Origin of the sequence: Pseudomonas fildesensis (genome assembly GCF_001050345.1) — a bacterium.
GTDB lineage: Bacteria > Pseudomonadota > Gammaproteobacteria > Pseudomonadales > Pseudomonadaceae > Aquipseudomonas > Aquipseudomonas fildesensis.
Window position 1 is genome coordinate 234,441 of record NZ_LFMW01000005.1, and the last position, 20,087, is coordinate 254,527.

Below are 20,087 nucleotides of genomic sequence, written 5' to 3' on the forward strand. Positions count from 1 at the left end.
TTGCAGCTTGAGGCTTTCAGCTGCTTTTTTCTAAAGCCCACAGGTCGCTTTCGATGCTTTCGAACCTTTCTTTAAGGTGCGTCTGCACATCGAAAATCGCCCTGTTGTAATAGTGCGGCGCTACTTCGGTGGTGAACAACTCAAGAATCTCGGCGACTTCGAACGAGCCCAGCTTGAGCTCGAAGCGGTCTTCCATGAAGCGCTTGATCTTGTCGGTAGCCTCACTCTCCTGCTGGGGAGTGAGGTTCAAGATCGGCGGCTTGGCTTTCTTGGCCATTTACCAGCGACCATCCCACGCGGCGAAGTTCTGCAGCAATTGCAGGCCATGGGTATGGCTTTTCTCCGGGTGGAACTGCACGGCAAAGCGCGAACCGTCGGCCAGCGCTGCGGCGAAGTCGACGCCGTAGTGCCCGCCACCCACCACCTGGCGCGGGTTACCGGCGGCGATGTAGTAGCTGTGCACAAAGTAGAAGCGCGCCATGTCCGGAATTTCGTGCCACAGCGGGTGATCCACGCTGCGGCGCACTTCGTTCCAGCCCATGTGCGGGACTTTCAGATGTTCGCCGTCTTCATGCAGGTCCTTGCCGAAGAACTTCACCTGGCCGGGAAACAGGCCAATGCAGTCGACGCCGCCGTTCTCTTCACTGCTGTCGAGCAAGGCTTGCATGCCCACGCAGATGCCGAGGAACGGGCGGTCCCGGCTGACTTCACGCACCAGGCTGTCAAAGCCCAGACGACGAATTTCGGCCATGCAATCGCGGATCGCGCCAACGCCGGGAAATACCACCCGGTCAGCTTCGCGAATCACGTTGGCGTCGCTGGTGATCAGCACCTTGCCAGCACCTACGTGCTCGAGGGCCTTGGCCACCGAGTGCAGGTTACCCATGCCGTAATCGATAACCGCGACCGTCTGCATTACAGGACGCCCTTGGTCGAGGGCATTTGCCCGGCCATGCGGTCGTCCAGCTCCACCGCCATGCGCAGCGCGCGGCCGAAAGCCTTGAACACGGTTTCGATCTGGTGGTGGGTGTTGGTGCCGCGCAGGTTGTCGATGTGCAGGCTGACGAGTGCGTGGTTGACGAAGCCCTGGAAGAATTCCTGGAACAGGTCGACATCGAAGCCGCCCACGGTGGCGCGGGTGTAGGGCACGTGCATCTGCAGGCCTGGGCGGCCGGAGAAGTCGATGACCACACGCGACAGCGCTTCATCCAGAGGGACATAGGCGTGGCCGTAGCGACGGATGCCTTTTTTGTCGCCAATGGCCTTGGCAAACGCCTGCCCGAGCGTGATGCCGACGTCTTCCACAGTGTGGTGGTCGTCGATATGCAGGTCGCCCTTGCTGACGATATCCAGGTCGATCAGCCCGTGACGGGCGATCTGGTCCAGCATGTGCTCAAGAAAAGGAACACCGATATCAAATCGGGCCTTTCCGGTGCCATCCAGGTTGATCGAGGCTTTGATCTGGGTTTCCAGAGTGTCGCGCTCGACGGACGCCTTACGTTCGGCCATCACCAGCTCCGCAAAATCATTGGGCGAAAAAGGCAGCCATTATAGGGGCGCGGACGCTAAACAGAAACATCGAAGGGGATAAGACTGACGAGTTGAAGCGAGGAATGTCGGAGATAGACATGTGCATACAAGTGTGGGAGAGGGCTTGTGTGGCGAGCGGGCTTGCCCCGCGTTGGGCTGCGAAGCAGCCCCGAAACCGGATATCGCGCTCTGACTAAAGAGCGCGGCGGCGCTAATGGGGGTCGCTTCGCGACCCAACGCGGGGCAAGCCCGCTCGCCACAACAAGCCCGCTCGCCACAACAAGCCAGCTCACAGCAACAAGCCCGCTCCCACAAGGGTGACGCAATGTTAGTGGAACAGTACCGCCGTCTTCTGCAGGGTCACCCACACCCCCCACGCCAACGGAATACCCACCACCAGCCAGGCTGCAATCGCCAACGGCACGGTGCCGGACGCTGCTTTCCACTCCAGCGAAGTGGAGGCATCAGCGCCTTTGTCATGGCCCAGCGCCTGTTCGGCAGCAAGTTCCGCGTCGGTCATGAAGTACTTGTCGGCCACCGGACGAACCAGCAGGTTGCAGATGAAACCCAGCACCAAGAGGCCTGCGAGGATGTACAAGGTGATGTCGTAAGCGGCAGCGCGTTCAACGCCGATGCTCAACTGGTATTCACGCAGGTAGTTCACCAGCACCGGGCCCAACACGCCCGCCGCAGCCCAGGCGGTCAGCAGGCGACCGTGGATCGCGCCGACCATCTGAGTACCGAACAGGTCGGCCAGGTACGCCGGAACGGTCGCAAAACCACCGCCGTACATCGACAGGATGATGCAGAACGCCGCTACAAACAGTGCCACGTTGCCCAGGTGTCCCAGGTTCGGGATCAGCGCGTAGAGCGCGAAGCCCATGGCGAAGAATACGAAGTAGGTATTTTTACGGCCCAGGTAGTCGGAGAACGAAGCCCAGAAGAACCGGCCACCGATGTTGAACAGGCTCAACAGACCGGTGAAACCCGCAGCGATGGCAGCGATGGACGCCAATTGACCGGCATCCAGCTGGCCAAACGGTACATCAACACCCAACAGCTTGCCGCCGAACACTTCCTGCAGCAGCGGCGAAGCCATGCCGAGGATGCCGATACCGGCCGACACGTTCAGGCACAGCACCAGCCACACCAGGCGGAATTGCGGGGTTTTCCACGCCACGTTCACGTGGACGTGACGGTGGGTGATCATCGCGTTGCTGGCTTTTTTCGCCGGCGCAGTCCAGCCCTCAGGCTTCCAGCCGGTCGGCGGAACGCGGTACGACAGGGCGCCGCCGATCATGAACACGAAGTAAATCGCGGCCATCACCAGGAAGCTCTGCCACACGCCTACGCTGGTCGGCGAAGCGAAGTGACCCATCAATGCTGCGGCCAGGGGTGCACCTACCATCGCGCCGCCACCGAAGCCCATGATCGCCATGCCGGTGGCCATGCCACGCTTGTCCGGGAACCACTTGATCAGAGTCGACACCGGCGAGATGTAGCCCAGGCCCAGGCCGATACCGCCAATGACCCCGGAACCGATCCACATCAGCCATATCTGGTGGCTATAGATCCCCAACGCCGAGATCAGCAGACCGCCACACCAGCACAGGGCCGATACAACGCCAGCCTTGCGTGGCCCGGCATGTTCCAGCCAGCCACCCCAGATCGCTGCCGAGCAGCCCAGGAAGATGAAGAACAGGGTGTAGATCCAGCCCAGCATGGAGATGGGCCAGTCGCATTGGGACGAGAAGACTTGGGCGATGAAACCCATGTCCGGCGCGCAGGCAACCGGCTTGGTGATACCCAGCGCTTTGGACAGCGGCAGCCAGAACACGGAGAAACCGTAGGCCATGCCGATGCATAGATGGATGGCCAGGGCGGCCGGTGGAACCAGCCAGCGGTTGAACCCGGGCTTGGCGATAATGCGTTCTTTGGACAGGAACGCAGGCTGTGCGTCGGTTTGACCGGCCGCAGTGCTAGTGCTCATTGGTGTTTCCCCCAGTTATTAGTATGCGTCCGTCAGGCGCTCTCTCCCTCGGCCTTGCACGCAGAGCGTGGCCGTTTTTTGTAGAGTGAAGCTCCATTTAGGCGCGACGTTAAGTCGCAGAAGGCGGACGAACCCGCGAAGATTAGCATCTGTAAGTGACAGAAAAACCAAAATGCCATCACCTTTTGGCAATATTTGTTTTTTTGACGCCAAAATCCTGTTTGGCTTGCGCTGGATACAATGTAACGATCCGTGAACTGACGCGAGGCTTCGGGCGTTATACTCTGCGGCTAATTTTTCAAAATCGACATACAAGGACTCGCCCATGAAAGCGTTCGGCAAAATCCTGGGTCTGGTACTTCTCGGGCTGTTGCTGATCATTGTGGCTCTGGGCTTTGCCCTGACCCATCTCTTCGATCCCAACGACTATAAAGACGAGATTCGCCAGATTGCCCGCGACAAGGCCCACATCGAGCTGACGCTCAATGGCGACATCGGCTGGAGCCTGTTCCCGTGGCTGGGCCTGGAATTGCACGAGGCCAGTGTTGCGACCCTGACCACCCCGACGCAACCGTTCGCCGACCTGCAGATGCTCGGCCTGTCAGTGCGCGTCCTGCCGCTGCTGCGCCGCGAAGTGCAGATGAGCGATGTGCGTGTCGAAGGCCTGAACCTGCGCCTGAACCGCGACAAGCAAGGCCATGGCAACTGGGAAGACATCGGCAAGAACGCGCCGGTGGCGACCACGGACACCCCCGCCCCCGTCCCGGCGGAACCGGCAACCGAGCCCAAGGCGGAAAAACCGCCGCAGCCCATCCGCCTGGATATCGACAGCCTGACGATCAACAACGCCCGCATCGAATACAACGATGAGCAAACCGGCAAGCAGTTCAGCGCCGAAAGCATTCAACTGAGCGCAGGCGCCATACACGACGGTGCGAGCATTCCGCTGAAACTCACCGCCTTCTTCGGCAGCAACCAGCCGGTGATGCGCGTCAAGACCGAGCTGAACGGCAACTTGCGCATTCAGCGCGCCCTCAAGCGTTACCAGTTCGAAGACATGAAGCTCAGCGGTGAAGCCACCGGCGAGCCGCTGCAAGGCAAGACCGTGACATTCTCCACCCAGGGTCAACTGCTGGTGGACCTGGCGGCGAACATTGCCGAGTGGACCAACTTGAAACTCTCGGCCAACCAGTTGCGCGCACTGGGTGAACTGAAGGTCAACGACCTGGACAAGACGCCACAGATCAGCGGCGCCCTGTCCATCGCCCAGTTTGACCTGGCCAAGTTCCTCGACAGCATCGGCAGCCCGCTGCCACCGATGGCCGAGGGCAGCCTGAGCAAAGTCGAGCTGGTCAGCCGCCTCAAAGGCACGCCCACCAGCATGGCGCTGGAAGACCTGAACCTGAAACTCGACGGCAGCACCTTCACCGGTCGCCTCGCCGTGGACGATTTCGCCAAACAGTCGCTGCGCGTGCAGCTCAAGGGCGACACCTTCAACGCCGACAACTACCTGCCGGCCAAGTCCGAATCCGCCAAGGGTGCGACCGCCGCACGCCAGGCCGAAGTGCAGAACAGCGAAGCCGGGGCCATGGCCGCCGGTGGCACCACACCGTTGCCGGACGCACCGACCAAAGGCGCCTGGAGCACCGACAAGCTGCTGCCATTGACCCGCTTGCGCACACTCGACGTAGACGCCGACCTGGCCTTCGGCCAACTGACCCTGAGCAAGCTGCCGATCCAGAATGCAGCGCTCAAGGCCACCGGCATCGACGGCCAGCTCAAGCTCGACACCCTCAGCGGCGGTCTCTACAACGGCACCTTCCAGGCCAACGGCACACTCGATGTACGCCAGGATATTCCGGTGCTGGCGCTGCAAACCCGTATCAAGCAGGTGTCAGTCGAACGCATCCTGCAAGCCCAGGGGCAAACACCGCCGGTGAAGGGCCAGATCACCCTCGACAGCAATCTCAGCGGCCGTGGTAATAGCCAAAAGGCGCTGATCGACAGCCTCAACGGCACCGCCAGCTTTGTGATCAACAATGGTGTGCTGCTCAACGCCAACCTTGAACAGCAACTCTGCACCGGCATCGCCCTGCTCAACCGCAAGACCTTGAGCAGCACACCCCAGGGCAAGGACACGCCATTCCAGGAACTGCGAGGCAACCTGACCTTGCGCAACGGCGTGGCCAATAACCCCGACCTGAAAGTGCGCATCCCAGGCCTAACGGTCAACGGCAACGGCGACGTCGATCTGCGCGTGCTGGGCATGGATTACCGCGTCGGCATCATCGTAGAGGGCGACAAGCGTGATACGCCGGACCCGGCCTGTGAAGTAGGCGCCAACTTCCAGAACATCGAAGTCCCACTGCGCTGCCGTGGCCCGCTGGAACTGGGCGCCAAGGCGTGCCGACTGGACAAGGACGGCTTGAGCCAGGTCGCGATCAAGGCGGCGGGCAACAAGCTCAGCGAGAAGCTGGAAGAGAAGCTCGACAAAGTTAATCCGCAGTTGAAAGACGCTTTGAAAGGCCTGTTCAAACGATGAGAAACGAGCAGTTTTCAACGGCGGTGCTCGACTGGTACGACCGCCACGGCCGGCATGACCTGCCCTGGCAACAGGGCATCACGCCTTACCGCGTGTGGGTATCGGAGATCATGCTGCAACAGACCCAGGTCAGCACCGTGCTCAATTACTTCGACCGTTTCATGGCGTCCTTGCCAACGGTTGAAGCCCTGGCCGCAGCGCCGGAAGACGAAGTGCTGCACCTGTGGACCGGCCTGGGGTACTACACCCGCGCCCGCAACCTGCAGAAGACCGCAAAGATTGTCGTGGCCGAGTACGGCGGCGAATTTCCCCGCGATGTCGAAAAACTCACCGAACTGCCCGGCATCGGCCTGTCCACCGCCGGCGCGATTGCGAGCCTGAGCATGGGCCTGCGCGCACCGATCCTCGACGGCAACGTCAAGCGCGTGCTGGCACGATTTACGGCGCAGGAGGGCTATCCGGGCGAACCCAAGGTGGCCAAGCAGCTATGGGCCACCGCAGAACGCTTCACACCCCATGATCGCGTCAACGCCTACACCCAGGCGATGATGGACATGGGCGCCACCCTCTGCACTCGCAGCAAACCCAGCTGCCTGCTGTGCCCACTGGAAAAAGGCTGCGAAGCCCACATGCTCGGCCTGGAGACCCGCTACCCGATCCCCAAGCCGCGCAAGACCATCCCACAGAAGCGCACGCTGATGCCGCTGCTGGCCAACGCCGAGGGCGCAATTCTGCTTTACCGTCGCCCTTCTACGGGCCTGTGGGGCGGTTTGTGGAGTTTGCCGGAGCTGGACGACCTCGAAGACCTGGAACACCTCGCCCATCAGCACGCACTCGAACTGGGCGAGCAACAGGCATTGCCGGGGCTGATCCATACCTTCAGCCACTTCCAGCTAGCCATCGAACCCTGGCTGGTCCAGGTCGAGGAATCCGCCCATCACGTGGCCGAGGCCGACTGGCTCTGGTATAACCTCGCCACCCCGCCGCGCCTGGGCCTTGCCGCCCCGGTCAAAAAACTGCTGAAGCGCGCGGCTGAAGTATTGAACGCAGGAGTTTCGTCATGACCCGCACCATCGTCTGCCGCAAGTACCACGAAGAATTGCCTGCCCTGGAGCGCGCCCCTTTCCCGGGTGCCAAGGGCCAGGACATTTTCGATCACGTCTCCGCCAAAGCCTGGGCCGACTGGCAGAAACACCAGACCCTGCTGATCAACGAAAAACGCCTGAACATGATGAACGCCGAAGACCGCAAATACCTGCAGGGCGAGATGGACAAGTTCTTTTCCGGCGAGGAATACGCCAAGGCCGACGGCTACGTGCCACCTGCTGAATAATTGATCAAATTTCGGGGTTGGCCCGTAAGCGACGGTAATAATTAAATATTTTTTGAAAACTTGCTTGACGACCCCCTGAAAAACCAGTTTAATGCGCCCCGTTGCCCAGATAGCTCAGTCGGTAGAGCAGGGGATTGAAAATCCCCGTGTCGGCGGTTCGATTCCGTCTCTGGGCACCACTAATTAGTTTCAGGTGGTGCAAACGTCATCTGAAACACACAAGAAACCCGCCTAGTGCGGGTTTTTTGTTGTCTGTGATTTGACTTATCCGAGTTGTGATTTCGAGATGATGAATCTGCTGGCCGCTCCCTCATGCCTTATTCCATAAGGGCTCGGCGGCTGGCCTTTCGAGATAATGTTTCGACCTGCTAGAAAAAAGCGATCGCCATCGCAGCGGCCTCCACACAAATCACTTGAGCAAAAACACCAACATCGGATTGTCATTCAACCGCCCGTTGAACATCGGTGCCAGATGCTCCACCGACGTCCCCTCCAACAACGCAGTCTCCTTACGCGCCACAATCACCCATGACGGCCTTGGCAGTGCATTCAACTGCTGAAGCTCATTGCGCCCGACAAACAGCGGCTGCTCGTCGTGATCCAGGTTCATCATGTAACGCACCGCCCAGGTGTCCCGGCCGAGGTCGACAAACACCAACGGTCCAGGCTGCGCAGCGCGAAGCGCTTCCACCTGGCCGACAAACTGCCGGGTGTCGAACTGCAGGTCCTTGGCCGGCTCCACCACCGTCACCAGCAACACCCACTGCGCCGCCAGGGCGATCGCGCTGAGCCACACCAACCGCCCTGCCCGACGCCAGGCGATCAACGCTGCCAACTGCAGGACCACCAGCCCGCCAATCAGCAGCGGCAACGAAACGTCAGGCCAGTAACCGTGCTTCTGCCACCCCTGCCGACAGACAAAGACTACAACCACACATAGCATCGGCAGCGCCGCGACAAGCCCTTCGTAACAGCGGCGCACGCCCACCAACCCGCGTTGCGCATGCAGCAGCCCGTAGGCGGCGACAGCCGCAAACAGCGGCACCATGGGCAGGATGTAATAAGCGCGCTTGAAGTGCGGCACCGACAGCCCAAGCAAAACCATCAAGCCGCAGGCTCCGAGCCGCGCCACAAATTGGATGTCGTCATTGAGCTGTCGCTCCGACCAGCGATGCCGCAACGCAACCAGCGTCACCAACGCCAACGGCACCACGGGGAAGTAACGGTACAAACTCAGCTGGAAGTAGAAATAGAACGGCTCGCCAATCTCATCGAGGCGCCCGCCGACCTGCATCTTGAACACTTCACCGGCAAACGCATCGCCACCGCTGATCCGCGCCAGCGTCATCAACAGCCACCAGCACGCCGCCAACAGCAGCAAGCCGGCAACACCGTGGATCAGCACCTGCCTGACGCGCTCTCCTGGGCGGCCCAGCGCCCAATACACGCACACCACGCCACAAACCTCGATCAACCCCAGCGGCCCGCGAATCGCAAAACCCAGGATAAACAACGGGAACACCGCAAACTGCCGCAGCCGCGAGCCGAGGCGCTCACCACTGTGCAGCAGGTAGAAACTGCCTACGCATAGCAGCGACACCATCTGATCCAGGCACACCGAGCGCGACTTTTCGAGCAGTTGGGTGGTGAGCAAGGTCAGCAGCACCGTGAGCAGCGCCCACTGGCGGCTGGACGTGACCAGCAAGCGATAGATCACGGCGACCACCCCGGCAGACGCAAGCGCCGTGGGCAGGATGTTCGCCAGGTGGTTGGGGGCGCCGAACAACCGGGCTGCTAGAAAACTGAGGAATGTCGCGGTACCGGGATAGTCCGCGTAAGGCTGGCCGTAGGTGGTAGGGAAAAGACTCGCGCCATGACGGAACATCTCCTGTAGGAACAGCGCCCAGCGCCCGTCAAACCCCTGGGGCTGCTGATCCCAGATGCCCCAGGTAAACAGCAACAAGGCGATCAGAAAAATACCCAGGGATTCCAGGCGAAAACGGTTGCGGTGATCCATCGGTAGACCTGTCAGGTGGGGAGCGCTGACTTATGGTGCCGAACGCGCCCCTGAATAACGCCTGAACAAACCTGAACATTCACGCTTTTACCGACCAGTGCGCCATACCAACGCCGGGATCAGGCGGACGTAAATCAGCTCACCCACCAGCTCGACCAGGGTTTGCAGGATCACCGCGGTTGCGGCCAACCCGCGCACGTCTTCAGGCAAGGCCAGCGCCAGGGGCAGCACCACCAGCGAGTTGCGCGTCGATGCGCTGAACGTCACCGCCCGCGCCGTGACCGCTGGCAGCGCGAAAAGCCGCGCGGCGAACATCCCCATCAACGGCGCCAGCAGCAGGAAAGCCACGTAGACCGGAATCACCGGCAGCAGCAGCTTGATATCCCGCACTACCGACGTGATTTGCGAGCCAATCACCACAAACAACACCAGCGCCATCGCCGGCACGGGTAACCAGGCCCAGGCGTTGTTCCAGGCGCTGATGAGCGAAGATCGCCGCGCCAGCGACGTGGTGATCACCGCCAGCAGCATCGGCACCACGATCAGCAACAAAAACGCCTCGACAAACGGCCCCGCCGCCACCACCACCTCGGACTGCGCCCCCAGCATCAAACCCAGGTACACCGGCAACAGCACCAACTGCACCAGCAGCAACACCGGCGTTGCCGCAAGCATCAACCGTGAATCACCCTTGCCGATATGGGTAAACACCACCACGTAGTCGATGCACGGCGTCAACAACACCAGCAACGCACCTACCAGCAACGCCGGGCGCTCTACCAGGCCGCGCGTCAAGGCCCACACCAGCAACGGCACCAGAATGAAATTGGCCAGCAGCAATGCCGACAGAAAGCGCTTGTTGCCCAAGCCCTGGCGCAGGTCCAGAAACGGGATCTGCAGGAACATCGCGTACATCAGCACCGCGATGGCCGGCGTGACCAGCACACTGAGGCCATGGGCCGATGAGGGCGCGAGCAGGCCGAAGGCGGCAGCCAGGAAGACGGCAGCGAAGTAGACCGGGGCCTGGTTGTGTTCGAGGGTGTCGCGGGTCATGAAGACGCTCTGGCGGGCCGCAAAGGTGCAAGCCTATGCATCTACGCGGCCGACGTCGAGCAATGAACCCGCCGAGAGAGCGTAAGTACTGGCACGCTGGCTAAGTCGTCACAGGTTCACTGCACCAAGGGATGCCTCAATCATCGTTTGCTGGCATCCTGACGACTTGCCACCCCAGGAATACCCCATGAACGAAGCGGCCCTTCAACAGTATCTGCGTGAGCATTTCCCAAAGGAAAATGCCGCCTGCGAGTGGAAGGAGTTCAAGAACCTGGCTCATGCAGTCACCGGACGCAAAAGTGAAGATATCGCCAGCTATCTATCTGCCATTGCCAACATGGAAGGGGGTCATTTGGTAGTGGGTGTCGAAGACTCGTCGCTGCGCATTGTCGGCATTCAGCAGTTTCACGATTACACGCCGCAGAATATCCGCCAACGCTTACTCGGTCGCTGCAGCAATCTCGACTCAGAGAGCTTCCGGGTCGACAGCTTCACTACCACCGATACCGCCAAAACCGTTTGGGTGTTTCATATTCCAAAGCACCCACCCCGACTTCCGGTCTACGCACACGACAAAGCATGGCAACGGCTGGATGACGCGTTGGTTGAAATGCGCGCGGAACGATTGGCGGCAATCATCAACGAACCGATAGACCTGCGGGACTGGTCCGCCGAGACGGTGCAAGCAGCCACGATTGCCGACCTGGATGAGCGGGCGCTAGTCATTGCGCGGGAGAAGTTTTCCGAAAAGTACCGCAACGCACCATTTGCAGCCGAGATACCTGACTGGGATACCGCGACATTCCTGGACAAGGCCAAAATAACTATCCAGGGGCAGATCACTCACACTGCGCTCTTATTGCTTGGCAAACCCCAATCCAGCCATTTTTTGCCTACCCTGGCACAAATCACCTGGAAACTGAGCGGCGAGGAGCAGGCGTACGAGCACTTCTCCCCACCGTTCCTTTTAGCAACTACGCAGGTGCTACACCGCATCCGCAACATCAGCTACAAGCTGTTCCCGCAAAATCAATTACTGGCCACAGAAGTCAGCAAGTATGACACCCGCGTCATTCTCGAGGCCCTGCATAACTGCATTGCCCACCAGGACTACCAGCGCCGTTCACGGATAATCGTCACTGAGCGGGTTGATCGCCTGACCTTCGAAAGTGCCGGTGGTTTTTTCGAGGGCACGCCTGAGGATTACTTCAGCGGCGAACAGACACCTAGCCGTTACCGCAATCCTTGGCTGACTCAGGCGATGGTCAGCCTCAACATGATCGACACCATGGGTTTCGGCATCCGTACCATGACGCTGTCCCAGCGCAGCCGTTATTTCCCCCTGCCGGACTACAGCAAGTCCGAGGCCCAAAAAGTGGTGCTGGAAATCTACGGCCACGTCATCGACGAGAACTACACCCGACTTTTATTTGAGCATCAGGATTTGCCATTGACCACGGTGATGCTGCTGGACCGAGTGCAGAAGAAGCAGGCAATCACCGACGATGCCGCCGCACTGCTTCGCAAACAAGGCCTCATCGAAGGGCGAAAACCCAACTATTACACCGCTGCACAAATCGCTCACAACACGGGCACCAAGAGTGATTACATTCGTAACCGGGCGTTTGACGATGCCCATTACAAAGCGATGATCCTCGACTACCTGAAGCACTACGGCTCAGCTACGCGGGAAGAGTTGGTAACGCTCATCCTAGACAAACTTTCCGGTGTTTTAGACGAAAAGCAGAAACAGAACAAATTTCGCAACCTGCTCAATGCCATGTCGACGCGCGACCAAACCATTGAAAAGTCGGGGGGGTTGCATAAAGGACGCTGGATTCTCAAACCCATCAAAAGCTCCGACGCCTAGACAAACTCTAGACAAACTCTAGACAAACTTTCCCGCCGGAAAGATCTATCGAATCGAATGGCAGAGCCGGTGAATGCAGGTTGAGAAAAATGATTATGGATACTCATTCTTCGCTTATACCCAGAACACTTTTGAATACACCCCATAACTCATCTTTCAAAGAAGTTGCCGCCGACGGATATCCCCTTGGCGGCTTTACCTGGCGCCATCTGCGCACCGATCTCGAACGCGCTGTCGTCATCATCAACGCCGCCACCTCCGTGCGCTGCCGCCACTATTCACGCTTCGCCGACTACCTGTTCGCCAACGGCTTCGATGTCATCACCTACGACTACCGCGGCATCGGCGAGTCCCGCAGCGGCTCACTGCGAGGCTTCAAGGCCTCGTGGTCGGATTGGGGCACCCTCGATTTCGAGGCGATGTTGCAACGGGCGCAGCGCGAGTTTCCGGGACAGCCGATTGATGTGGTCGGTCACAGCTTCGGCGGTTGTGCGACAGGGTTGGGTGCATCGGGAGCGGTGGTTCGGCGGGTCGTGACGGTGGGCGCACAGTTCGCCTACTGGCGCGATTACGAGGCAAGCGGGCGCTGGCGGATGTTTGGCAAGTGGCATGTGGTGATGCCGCTGGTGACGGCGCTGTTCGGGTATTTCCCCGGCAGGCGGCTGGGCTGGCTGGAGGACACGCCGGCAGGCGTGGTGCGGGATTGGAGCACGCCGACGCCCAGCTATGAGACGCGGCCCAGCGGGCGAACCTTGGAGGGTTTGCCATTCAGTCGGGTGAAGGCGCAGATGCTGGCAATCAGCATTACCGATGATCCATTCGGCACCGTCCCGGCGATTGAGCGCTTGCTGGGTTACTTCGACAGCAGCGAACGCACTCATCTGCGGATCGCGCCTGAAGATATTGGTGAAAAGCAGGTCGGACATTTCGCGTTCTTTCGCAGCGAGTATCAGGATCGATTGTGGCCGATTGCATTGGCGTGGCTTCAAAACGGCGAATTAGCTGCGGATACCCTTGGGATTTGCCCCAACCTGCGCTTCAATACCCCACCCAGATCCTGAACCAAGGACGTGAGCCCATGGCCTCGCCGAACAAGCAGCAAAAACGTGCCCACCGGGCAAAGGCCAAGGCCAAGCAGAACCGTACCCAGCGCGCCGTCGCGATCAAGCCGGATGCGTTTGCCGGGGATGACAGCCGTATTGATCTTGAATCGGTGGATTTGACCGAGCTGTTCGTCGAGATGCGCACCGCCGGCGAGACCAGCCAACAGGCGCTGTGTGCGGTGTTCCTGGCGCACCCGCTGTTGGCGCTGGTGCTGGAGCAGGAAGGCGAAGAAGAAGCCACCGACTTTATCCTTGCGGCACTGATCGAATATCGGCAGTGGGCCACGGATTCCGATGACGAAGCGGCCGCGCTGGCGTGGATTGAGTCGCCGCAGTTCCAGGCGGATTACGTCGCGGCCTCGCAAGAACTGTTACAACCCTGAGCGGCCACAACCCTGAACTGTAGGAGCCGGCTTGCCGGCGATGGAGCCCTCAAGGACGCTATCGCCGGCAAGCCGGCTCCTACAGTGAACGGCGGCTTAGTTAAGCACCGCAGCGCCTGCTCTCTGCGCCTTGCGACGGCTCGACACAAACAACCCCGCCGCCACCACCAGCAAGCTCAGCACCCCGGTCGCGATGATCTCGACCCGGTGCGCTTCCTGGAACAGCATGATGGTCAACGTGCCCACGATGAACACCATCACCGCGTAGGTGAGGCCCGGGAACAGCCACATCTTGAAGACAATCTTCTCGCCCGCTTCCGTGCGCTTCTGGCGCATGCGCAGTTGCGACACCGCGATCACCAGGTACACCAGCAACGCAATGGCGCCGGAGCTGGCCAGCAGGAATTCGAACACAGCCGCCGGTGCCACGTAGTTGGCGAATACCGCCAGGAACGCCGCGCCGGTAGACAGCATCACCGCCCAGTAAGGCGTGCCGCTCTTGTTGGTGCGCTTGGCCACTGCCGGGGCATCACCGCGACGGCCGAGGGAGAACAGCATGCGCGAGGCGGTGTACAGCGCCGAGTTCAGGCAGCTGGTCACGGCAACCAGAACCACCAGATCGACAATCAGCTTGGCATTCGGGATGCCCATGCGTTCCAGCACGGTCTGGTAGGAACCTACGGCAGCCAGGGTCGGATCATTCCAAGGCACCAGCGACACAACGATGAAGATCGACAGCAGGTAGAACAAACCAATCCGCCAGATCACCGAGTTGGTGGCCTTGGTGATTTGCTGGCCAGGGTTCTTCGATTCAGCCGCCGCAATGGTGACGATCTCGGTGCCCATGAACGAGAACATGGTGGTCAGGATCGCCGCCAATACAGCACCCATGCCGTTCGGCATAAAGCCTTGGGTGTCGAACAGGTGGGAAACGCCGCTGACCTGACTGGTCGGCAGGAAGCCGAAAATCGCAGCCAGGCCGAGAATGACAAACGCCACGATTGCCACGACTTTGATCAGCGCGAACCAGAACTCGAACTCACCGTAGTGCTTCACGCTGAACAGGTTGGTCGCTGTCAGCAGCAAGGTGATGATCAGCGTAAACGCCCAGATGGCCACACCCGGGAACCAGGCATGGAGAATGGTCGCGGCGGCGTTGGCTTCCAGGGGAATCACCAACACCCAGAACCACCAGTACAACCAGCCGATGGTAAAACCGGCCCAATGGCCGATCGCGCGGTCGGCATAGGTGGAGAACGAACCGGTGTCGGGCGAGGCCACGGCCATTTCGGCCAGCATGCGCATCACCAATACCACCAGCGTACCGGCAGCGGCGTAGGCCAGCAGTACGGCAGGGCCTGCGGCGGCAATCGCGTGGCCGGAGCCGACAAACAAACCGGCACCAATAACGCCGGCAATCGACAGCATGGTGACGTGACGCGGTTTGAGCCCCTGTTCGAGGTCATTGGAGCTTTGCGTACTACTCATTGACACACCTTTGCGAGGAATTGCGTAAACGGTTCGCCCGACCTTCGCTCTTTTTCGTGAAGAGAAACCAACGGGGCGTTCTTTATTTTTTACGCAAGATTTGCGCCAAAATGTTACAAAGCCGCGATTGACGCGGGCTGTAGGACAATTCAACAGTCACTGCAAGTCATTGAGAACAATGGCATTCCGCTATAGCGTTACCGAGCGACCCACTCTCAAGACGAACTCGTGCACCAAAAACACACACAAAAAGTACGTAACGCCTCATATAAGGGCTGATACGCGCCGTTTGCCCGGTTAACCCTTCCAACACCCGACCAAAGCTGGCACCATCGCGCCCTTTTTTACGCAAAGCCTGCGGGTTTTCGGGTGTAAACGGCTGTTCGGTTGTTGATAGCGCGACACGCGGCTGCGCCGATGCGACACCCTGCCGCAGAGCCCCGGTTAACCGTCCGTAGCGCTGTTGGCTGTCATCCAGACGCTATGCTAGCTTGGCGCCTCGCCAGGAAGGCGGCCCAACAGCGTCGAACGCAACGAACACAATGAGGACCCCACATGGCTGAGGCCACGCCCGCGCTTGAAATCCGCAACTTGCATAAACGCTATGGTGAGCTGGAGGTACTCAAAGGTATCTCGCTGACCGCTCGCGACGGCGATGTGATCTCGATCCTGGGTTCCTCCGGTTCCGGCAAGTCCACGTTCCTGCGCTGCATCAACCTGCTGGAGAACCCGCACCAGGGGCAGATTCTGGTGGCCGGCGAAGAACTCAAACTGAAGGCCGCAAAAAACGGCGAACTGATGGCTGCCGACGGCAAGCAGATCAATCGCCTGCGCAGCGAAATCGGTTTTGTGTTTCAAAACTTTAACCTGTGGCCGCACATGAGCATCCTCGACAACATCATCGAGGCTCCCCGCCGTGTGCTCGGCCAGAGCAAGGCCGAGGCGATAGAAGTGGCCGAAGCCCTGCTGGCCAAGGTCGGCATCAGCGACAAGCGCCACGCTTACCCGGCGCAATTGTCCGGCGGCCAGCAACAACGGGCTGCGATTGCACGCACCCTGGCGATGCAACCCAAAGTCATCCTGTTCGACGAGCCCACTTCGGCCCTTGACCCGGAAATGGTTCAGGAAGTACTTAATGTGATCCGCGCGCTGGCCGAGGAAGGCCGCACCATGCTGCTGGTCACCCATGAAATGGGCTTCGCCCGTCAGGTTTCCAGTGAAGTGGTGTTCCTGCACCAAGGCCTGATCGAAGAGCAAGGATCGCCACAGCAGGTGTTTGAAAACCCGCTTTCGGCGCGCTGCAAACAATTCATGTCCAGCAACCGTTAACGGAGCAACCTGCATGCAGAACTATAAAAAATTCCTTCTGGCCGCGGCCGTTTCGATGGCGTTCAGCGCCACGGCCATGGCAGAAACCCTGACCATGGGGATTGAGGCGGCTTACCCGCCGTTCAACAATAAAGACGCCAGCGGCAACGTGGTCGGCTTCGACAAAGACATCGGCGACGCCCTGTGCGCCAAGATGAAAGTCGAGAAGTGCGAAGTGTATGTGTCCGACTGGGACGGCATCATCCCGGCCCTGAACGCCAAGAAGTTCGACTTCCTGGTGTCCTCGCTGTCCATCACCGATGAACGCAAGCAGGCCGTCGACTTCACCGACCCGTACTACTCCAACAAGCTGCAGTTCATCGCGCCTAAAGCCACGGCGGACTTCAAGACCGACGCGGGTTACCTGAAAGGCAAGATCATCGGTGCACAACGCGCGACGCTGGCCGGTACTTACCTCGAAGACAAGCTGCCCGACACCACTGCCAAGCTCTACGACACCCAGGAAAACGCCTACCTCGACCTGACCTCCGGCCGCTTGGACGGGATGCTCGCCGACAAGTACGTGCAGTACGAATGGCTCAAGAGCAAAGACGGTTTGGCCTACGAATTCAAAGGCGACCCGGTGGTAGAAAGCGACAAGATCGGCATCGCCGTCCGCAAGGGCGACCCGCTGCGCGAGCGCCTGAACAAAGCCCTGGCAGAGATCAAGGCCGACGGCACCTACAAAAAAATCAACGACAAGTACTTCCCGTTCAGCATCGAATGATCTGAACGGCCTGCCCGGCGCGCTCGCGTTAGCGCGTCGGCTTTCAGCAATGCCTGCTGCGATATGAAAACACCATGAATTTCGATCTCTACGGATTCGGCCCGGCGCTCGCCGCCGGCGCGCTGATGACCGTCAAACTGGCGCTCACGGCCCTGTGCCTGGGGCTGGTACTCGGCCTGGCCGGTGCCTTGGCCAAGACCTCACCGTACAAGCTACTGCAATGGCTGGGCGGAACCTACTCGACCCTTGTTCGAGGTATTCCCGAACTGCTATGGGTGCTGCTGATTTATTTCGGCACGGTCAATCTGATGCGTGCGCTCGGGGAGTTTTTTGGTATCCCCGACCTGTCGCTCAGCGCCTTTGCCGCCGGGGTCATCGCCCTGGGCCTGTGCTTTGGCGCCTACGCCACGGAAGTGTTCCGTGGCGCGATCCTCGCCATTCCCAAGGGCCACCGCGAAGCCGGTGTAGCGCTGGGGCTGTCGAAGTTTCGGATTTTCACCCGGCTGATCATGCCGCAGATGTGGCGCATCGCCCTGCCCGGCCTGGGTAACCTGTTCATGATCCTGATGAAAGACACTGCGCTGGTGTCAGTGATCGGCCTTGAAGAAATCATGCGCCACGCGCAGATCGGCGTGACCGTTACCAAGCAGCCGTTCACCTTCTTCATGGTGGCGGCGTTCATGTACCTGGGCCTCACCGTCCTGGCCATGACCGGTATGTACTTCCTGGAAAAACGCGCCGCCCGCGGCTTTGCAAGGAGCACCCAATGAGCGGTGACTACAGTTGGCTGGCGCATTTCGACCTGGGCCTGAACTGGGCCGTGATTATCAAGTGGCTACCCAGATTGGCCCAGGGCGCGACCCTGACCCTGGAGCTGGTGGCCATTGCGGTAATCGCCGGCCTGCTGCTGGCGATTCCACTCGGTATCGCGCGCTCCTCACGTCTTTGGTACGTACGCGCCCTGCCCTACGGCTATATTTTCTTCTTCCGTGGCACGCCGTTGCTGGTGCAACTGTTTCTGGTCTACTACGGCCTGGCGCAGTTCGATGCGGTGCGCAACAGCTTCATGTGGCCCTACCTGCGCGATCCGTTCTGGTGCGCCACGGCCACCATGACCCTGCACACCGCTGCCTATATCGCCGAGATCCTGCGCGGCGCGATCCAGGCCATTCCGCCGGGTGAAATCGAAGCGGCGCGCGCACTGGGCATGTCCAAGCCCAAGACGCTGTTCTACATCATCCTGCCGCGCGCCTCGCGCATCGGCCTGCCGGCCTACAGCAACGAAGTGATCCTGATGCTCAAGGCCAGCGCCCTGGCCAGCACCGTGACCCTGCTGGAACTGACCGGCATGGCGCGGACCATCATCGCGCGCACCTACCTGCCGGTTGAGATTTTCTTCGCCGCCGGCCTGTTCTACCTGTTGATGGCCTACATCCTGGTGCGCGGCTTCAAACTGCTGGAACGCTGGCTGCGCGTCGATGCCTGCCAAGGACGCTGAGGCACGCTTCCACACGTTGGATGCGTTCCTTATCGAGCACCAAGGGCTGTGGCGACCACGGCCCTTCACTCATCGCCAACTGCCCTGGGAAACCAAGCACCCCGAGCTGGCCGCGTGGCTGCGCCAACGCTCGTTGGCCGATGCAGAAAACAGCCACAACCAGCCCCATGATTTGCCCGCCCCCTCGCCTTTTCCACAGCTTGCCGCGCAAGCGCTACAGATCAGCGCTGTGGATAAGTTACCGACACAGCCCCTGGAACCTCCTCGCCATCGCCTGAACGTCGACGTGCCCGGTCGCAAATGGCAGCAGATCGAAGCCTTCGGCGCCGCCCTGCACTTTGTCCAAACGCCCGGGCACTGGCTGGACTGGTGCGCCGGCAAAGGCCACCTCGGCCGCCGCCTGCTGCAAAACGGGCAACAACTGACCTGCCTGGAATACGACCCGGCCCTTATCGCCTCCGGCCAGGCATTGAGCGACCACCATCGACTGCCCGTCACTCATCGCCTGCAAGACGTGATGGCAACCGTGGCGATCAGCCCCGAGCACACACCCGTCGCGCTGCATGCCTGCGGCGACCTGCACGCACGCTTGCTGCAAGTAGCCAGCGCCGCCGGTTGCAAGCAACTGGCGCTGGCGCCCTGCTGTTACAACCGCATCAGCGCCGACAGCTACCAGGCGCTGTCCGCCGCCGGTCGCGCGTCGCACTTGCAGCTGTCGATTGACGACCTTGGCCTGCCACTCAGTGAAACCGTCACCGCCGGTACCCGCGTGCGCCAGCAGCGGGACCGATCCATGGCCAGGCGCCTGGGCTTCGATCAGTTGCAACGACAATTGCGCGGCTGCGACGAGTACCTGCCCACGCCGTCGCTGCCCGCCAGTTGGCTGGATAAACCCTTCGTCGACTATTGCCGGGAACTGGCGAGCCTCAAAGGTTTATCCACAGGCGAACAGGATTGGATGGCGTTGGAGGCATACGGCTGGCGCCGCCTGGCCGAGGTCAGAAACCTGGAGTTGGTGCGAGGGCTGTTTCGACGCCCGCTGGAGGTATGGCTGGTGCTGGATCGGGCGCTGTTTTTATTAGAACAAGGCTACAAGGTCGAGATAGGCACCTTCTGCGAACCCACACTCACCCCCCGCAACTTGATGCTGCTGGCCGAGCGCGATTAAGGGGCGAAACTTCCTAC

Annotated in this window: 18 protein-coding genes and 1 tRNA gene; 12 read left to right on the top strand and 7 right to left on the bottom strand. The window is 60.2% G+C overall.

Annotated features, from left to right (window positions below; translation table 11 throughout):
• Positions 1 to 16 precede the first annotated feature (16 nt).
• The 4 genes from ACR52_RS09600 to ACR52_RS09615 form a co-directional block, all read right to left on the bottom strand.
• Positions 17 to 277 (bottom strand): DUF2164 domain-containing protein, encoded by a 261-nt coding sequence (locus ACR52_RS09600; RefSeq protein ID WP_048723390.1) that lies wholly within the window; start codon positions 275 to 277, stop codon positions 17 to 19.
• Positions 278 to 916 carry an imidazole glycerol phosphate synthase subunit HisH gene (gene hisH, locus ACR52_RS09605; protein WP_048723392.1) on the bottom strand — a complete coding sequence of 213 codons (639 nt, stop codon included), beginning with the start codon at positions 914 to 916 and terminating at the stop codon, positions 278 to 280.
• On the bottom strand, positions 916 to 1,509 hold the full coding sequence (gene hisB, locus ACR52_RS09610) for an imidazoleglycerol-phosphate dehydratase HisB (protein WP_003218037.1): 594 nt from the start codon (positions 1,507 to 1,509) through the stop codon (positions 916 to 918). The genes hisH and hisB overlap by 1 nt, the downstream gene beginning before the upstream one ends.
• Positions 1,510 to 1,858: 349 nt before the next feature.
• Entirely contained in the window at positions 1,859 to 3,520 is a 1,662-nt protein-coding gene (locus ACR52_RS09615; protein WP_048723402.1) for an OFA family MFS transporter, read from the bottom strand.
• 325 nt (positions 3,521 to 3,845) lie between these two features.
• On the opposite strand from ACR52_RS09615, the gene ACR52_RS09620 reads away from it, so the two are divergent.
• The 4 genes from ACR52_RS09620 to ACR52_RS09635 all read left to right on the top strand — a co-directional run bounded on the left by ACR52_RS09620 (position 3,846) and on the right by ACR52_RS09635 (position 7,574).
• Positions 3,846 to 6,062 (top strand): AsmA family protein, encoded by a 2,217-nt coding sequence (locus tag ACR52_RS09620; protein ID WP_048723404.1) that lies wholly within the window; start codon positions 3,846 to 3,848, stop codon positions 6,060 to 6,062.
• The gene (gene mutY, locus ACR52_RS09625) at positions 6,059 to 7,126 is read left to right on the top strand and encodes an A/G-specific adenine glycosylase (RefSeq protein ID WP_048723406.1); all 1,068 of its coding nucleotides are present in this window, start codon (positions 6,059 to 6,061) and stop codon (positions 7,124 to 7,126) included. The genes ACR52_RS09620 and mutY overlap by 4 nt, the downstream gene beginning before the upstream one ends.
• A complete protein-coding gene (locus tag ACR52_RS09630; RefSeq protein ID WP_048723409.1) occupies positions 7,123 to 7,395 on the top strand; it encodes an oxidative damage protection protein in 273 nt (90 codons plus the stop codon). Before mutY ends, ACR52_RS09630 begins: the two co-directional genes overlap by 4 nt.
• Positions 7,396 to 7,498: 103 nt before the next feature.
• Positions 7,499 to 7,574 (top strand) — tRNA-Phe (locus ACR52_RS09635).
• Positions 7,575 to 7,804: 230 nt separating this feature from the next.
• Here ACR52_RS09635 and ACR52_RS09640 read toward each other — a convergent pair.
• The gene (locus ACR52_RS09640) at positions 7,805 to 9,412 is read right to left on the bottom strand and encodes an ArnT family glycosyltransferase (RefSeq protein WP_048723411.1); all 1,608 of its coding nucleotides are present in this window, start codon (positions 9,410 to 9,412) and stop codon (positions 7,805 to 7,807) included.
• Positions 9,413 to 9,499: 87 nt separating this feature from the next.
• The gene (locus tag ACR52_RS09645; protein ID WP_048723412.1) at positions 9,500 to 10,465 is read right to left on the bottom strand and encodes an arsenic resistance protein; all 966 of its coding nucleotides are present in this window, start codon (positions 10,463 to 10,465) and stop codon (positions 9,500 to 9,502) included.
• A 187-nt stretch (positions 10,466 to 10,652) separates the two neighbouring features.
• Between ACR52_RS09645 and ACR52_RS09650 the strand changes: the two genes are divergently transcribed.
• The 3 genes from ACR52_RS09650 to ACR52_RS09660 all read left to right on the top strand — a co-directional run bounded on the left by ACR52_RS09650 (position 10,653) and on the right by ACR52_RS09660 (position 13,821).
• Positions 10,653 to 12,335 carry an RNA-binding domain-containing protein gene (locus ACR52_RS09650; RefSeq protein ID WP_048723414.1) on the top strand — a complete coding sequence of 561 codons (1,683 nt, stop codon included), beginning with the start codon at positions 10,653 to 10,655 and terminating at the stop codon, positions 12,333 to 12,335.
• A gap of 95 nt (positions 12,336 to 12,430) precedes the next feature.
• Complete coding sequence (locus ACR52_RS09655) at positions 12,431 to 13,396, top strand: alpha/beta hydrolase family protein (protein ID WP_152687608.1); 966 nt, start codon at positions 12,431 to 12,433, stop codon at positions 13,394 to 13,396.
• A gap of 17 nt (positions 13,397 to 13,413) precedes the next feature.
• A complete protein-coding gene (locus ACR52_RS09660; RefSeq protein ID WP_048723418.1) occupies positions 13,414 to 13,821 on the top strand; it encodes a hypothetical protein in 408 nt (135 codons plus the stop codon).
• 96 nt (positions 13,822 to 13,917) lie between these two features.
• Here the strand turns inward: ACR52_RS09660 and gabP are convergent, their stop codons facing one another.
• Positions 13,918 to 15,309 (bottom strand): GABA permease, encoded by a 1,392-nt coding sequence (gene gabP, locus ACR52_RS09665; RefSeq protein ID WP_048723419.1) that lies wholly within the window; start codon positions 15,307 to 15,309, stop codon positions 13,918 to 13,920.
• A gap of 555 nt (positions 15,310 to 15,864) precedes the next feature.
• Here gabP and ACR52_RS09670 point away from each other — a divergent pair.
• The 5 genes from ACR52_RS09670 to ACR52_RS09690 all read left to right on the top strand — a co-directional run bounded on the left by ACR52_RS09670 (position 15,865) and on the right by ACR52_RS09690 (position 20,070).
• Positions 15,865 to 16,638, top strand: coding sequence for an ABC transporter ATP-binding protein (locus ACR52_RS09670; protein ID WP_048723421.1), 774 nt, complete (start codon positions 15,865 to 15,867; stop codon positions 16,636 to 16,638).
• A gap of 13 nt (positions 16,639 to 16,651) precedes the next feature.
• On the top strand, positions 16,652 to 17,404 hold the full coding sequence (locus ACR52_RS09675; protein WP_048723423.1) for an ABC transporter substrate-binding protein: 753 nt from the start codon (positions 16,652 to 16,654) through the stop codon (positions 17,402 to 17,404).
• A 74-nt stretch (positions 17,405 to 17,478) separates the two neighbouring features.
• The gene (locus tag ACR52_RS09680; protein ID WP_048723425.1) at positions 17,479 to 18,174 is read left to right on the top strand and encodes an ABC transporter permease; all 696 of its coding nucleotides are present in this window, start codon (positions 17,479 to 17,481) and stop codon (positions 18,172 to 18,174) included.
• A 38-nt stretch (positions 18,175 to 18,212) separates the two neighbouring features.
• Positions 18,213 to 18,902, top strand: a complete 690-nt coding sequence (locus ACR52_RS09685) for an ABC transporter permease (RefSeq protein ID WP_048723452.1) — start codon at positions 18,213 to 18,215, stop codon at positions 18,900 to 18,902.
• A complete protein-coding gene (locus ACR52_RS09690; protein ID WP_048723427.1) occupies positions 18,883 to 20,070 on the top strand; it encodes a methyltransferase in 1,188 nt (395 codons plus the stop codon). The genes ACR52_RS09685 and ACR52_RS09690 overlap by 20 nt, the downstream gene beginning before the upstream one ends.
• Positions 20,071 to 20,087: the final 17 nt, after the last annotated feature.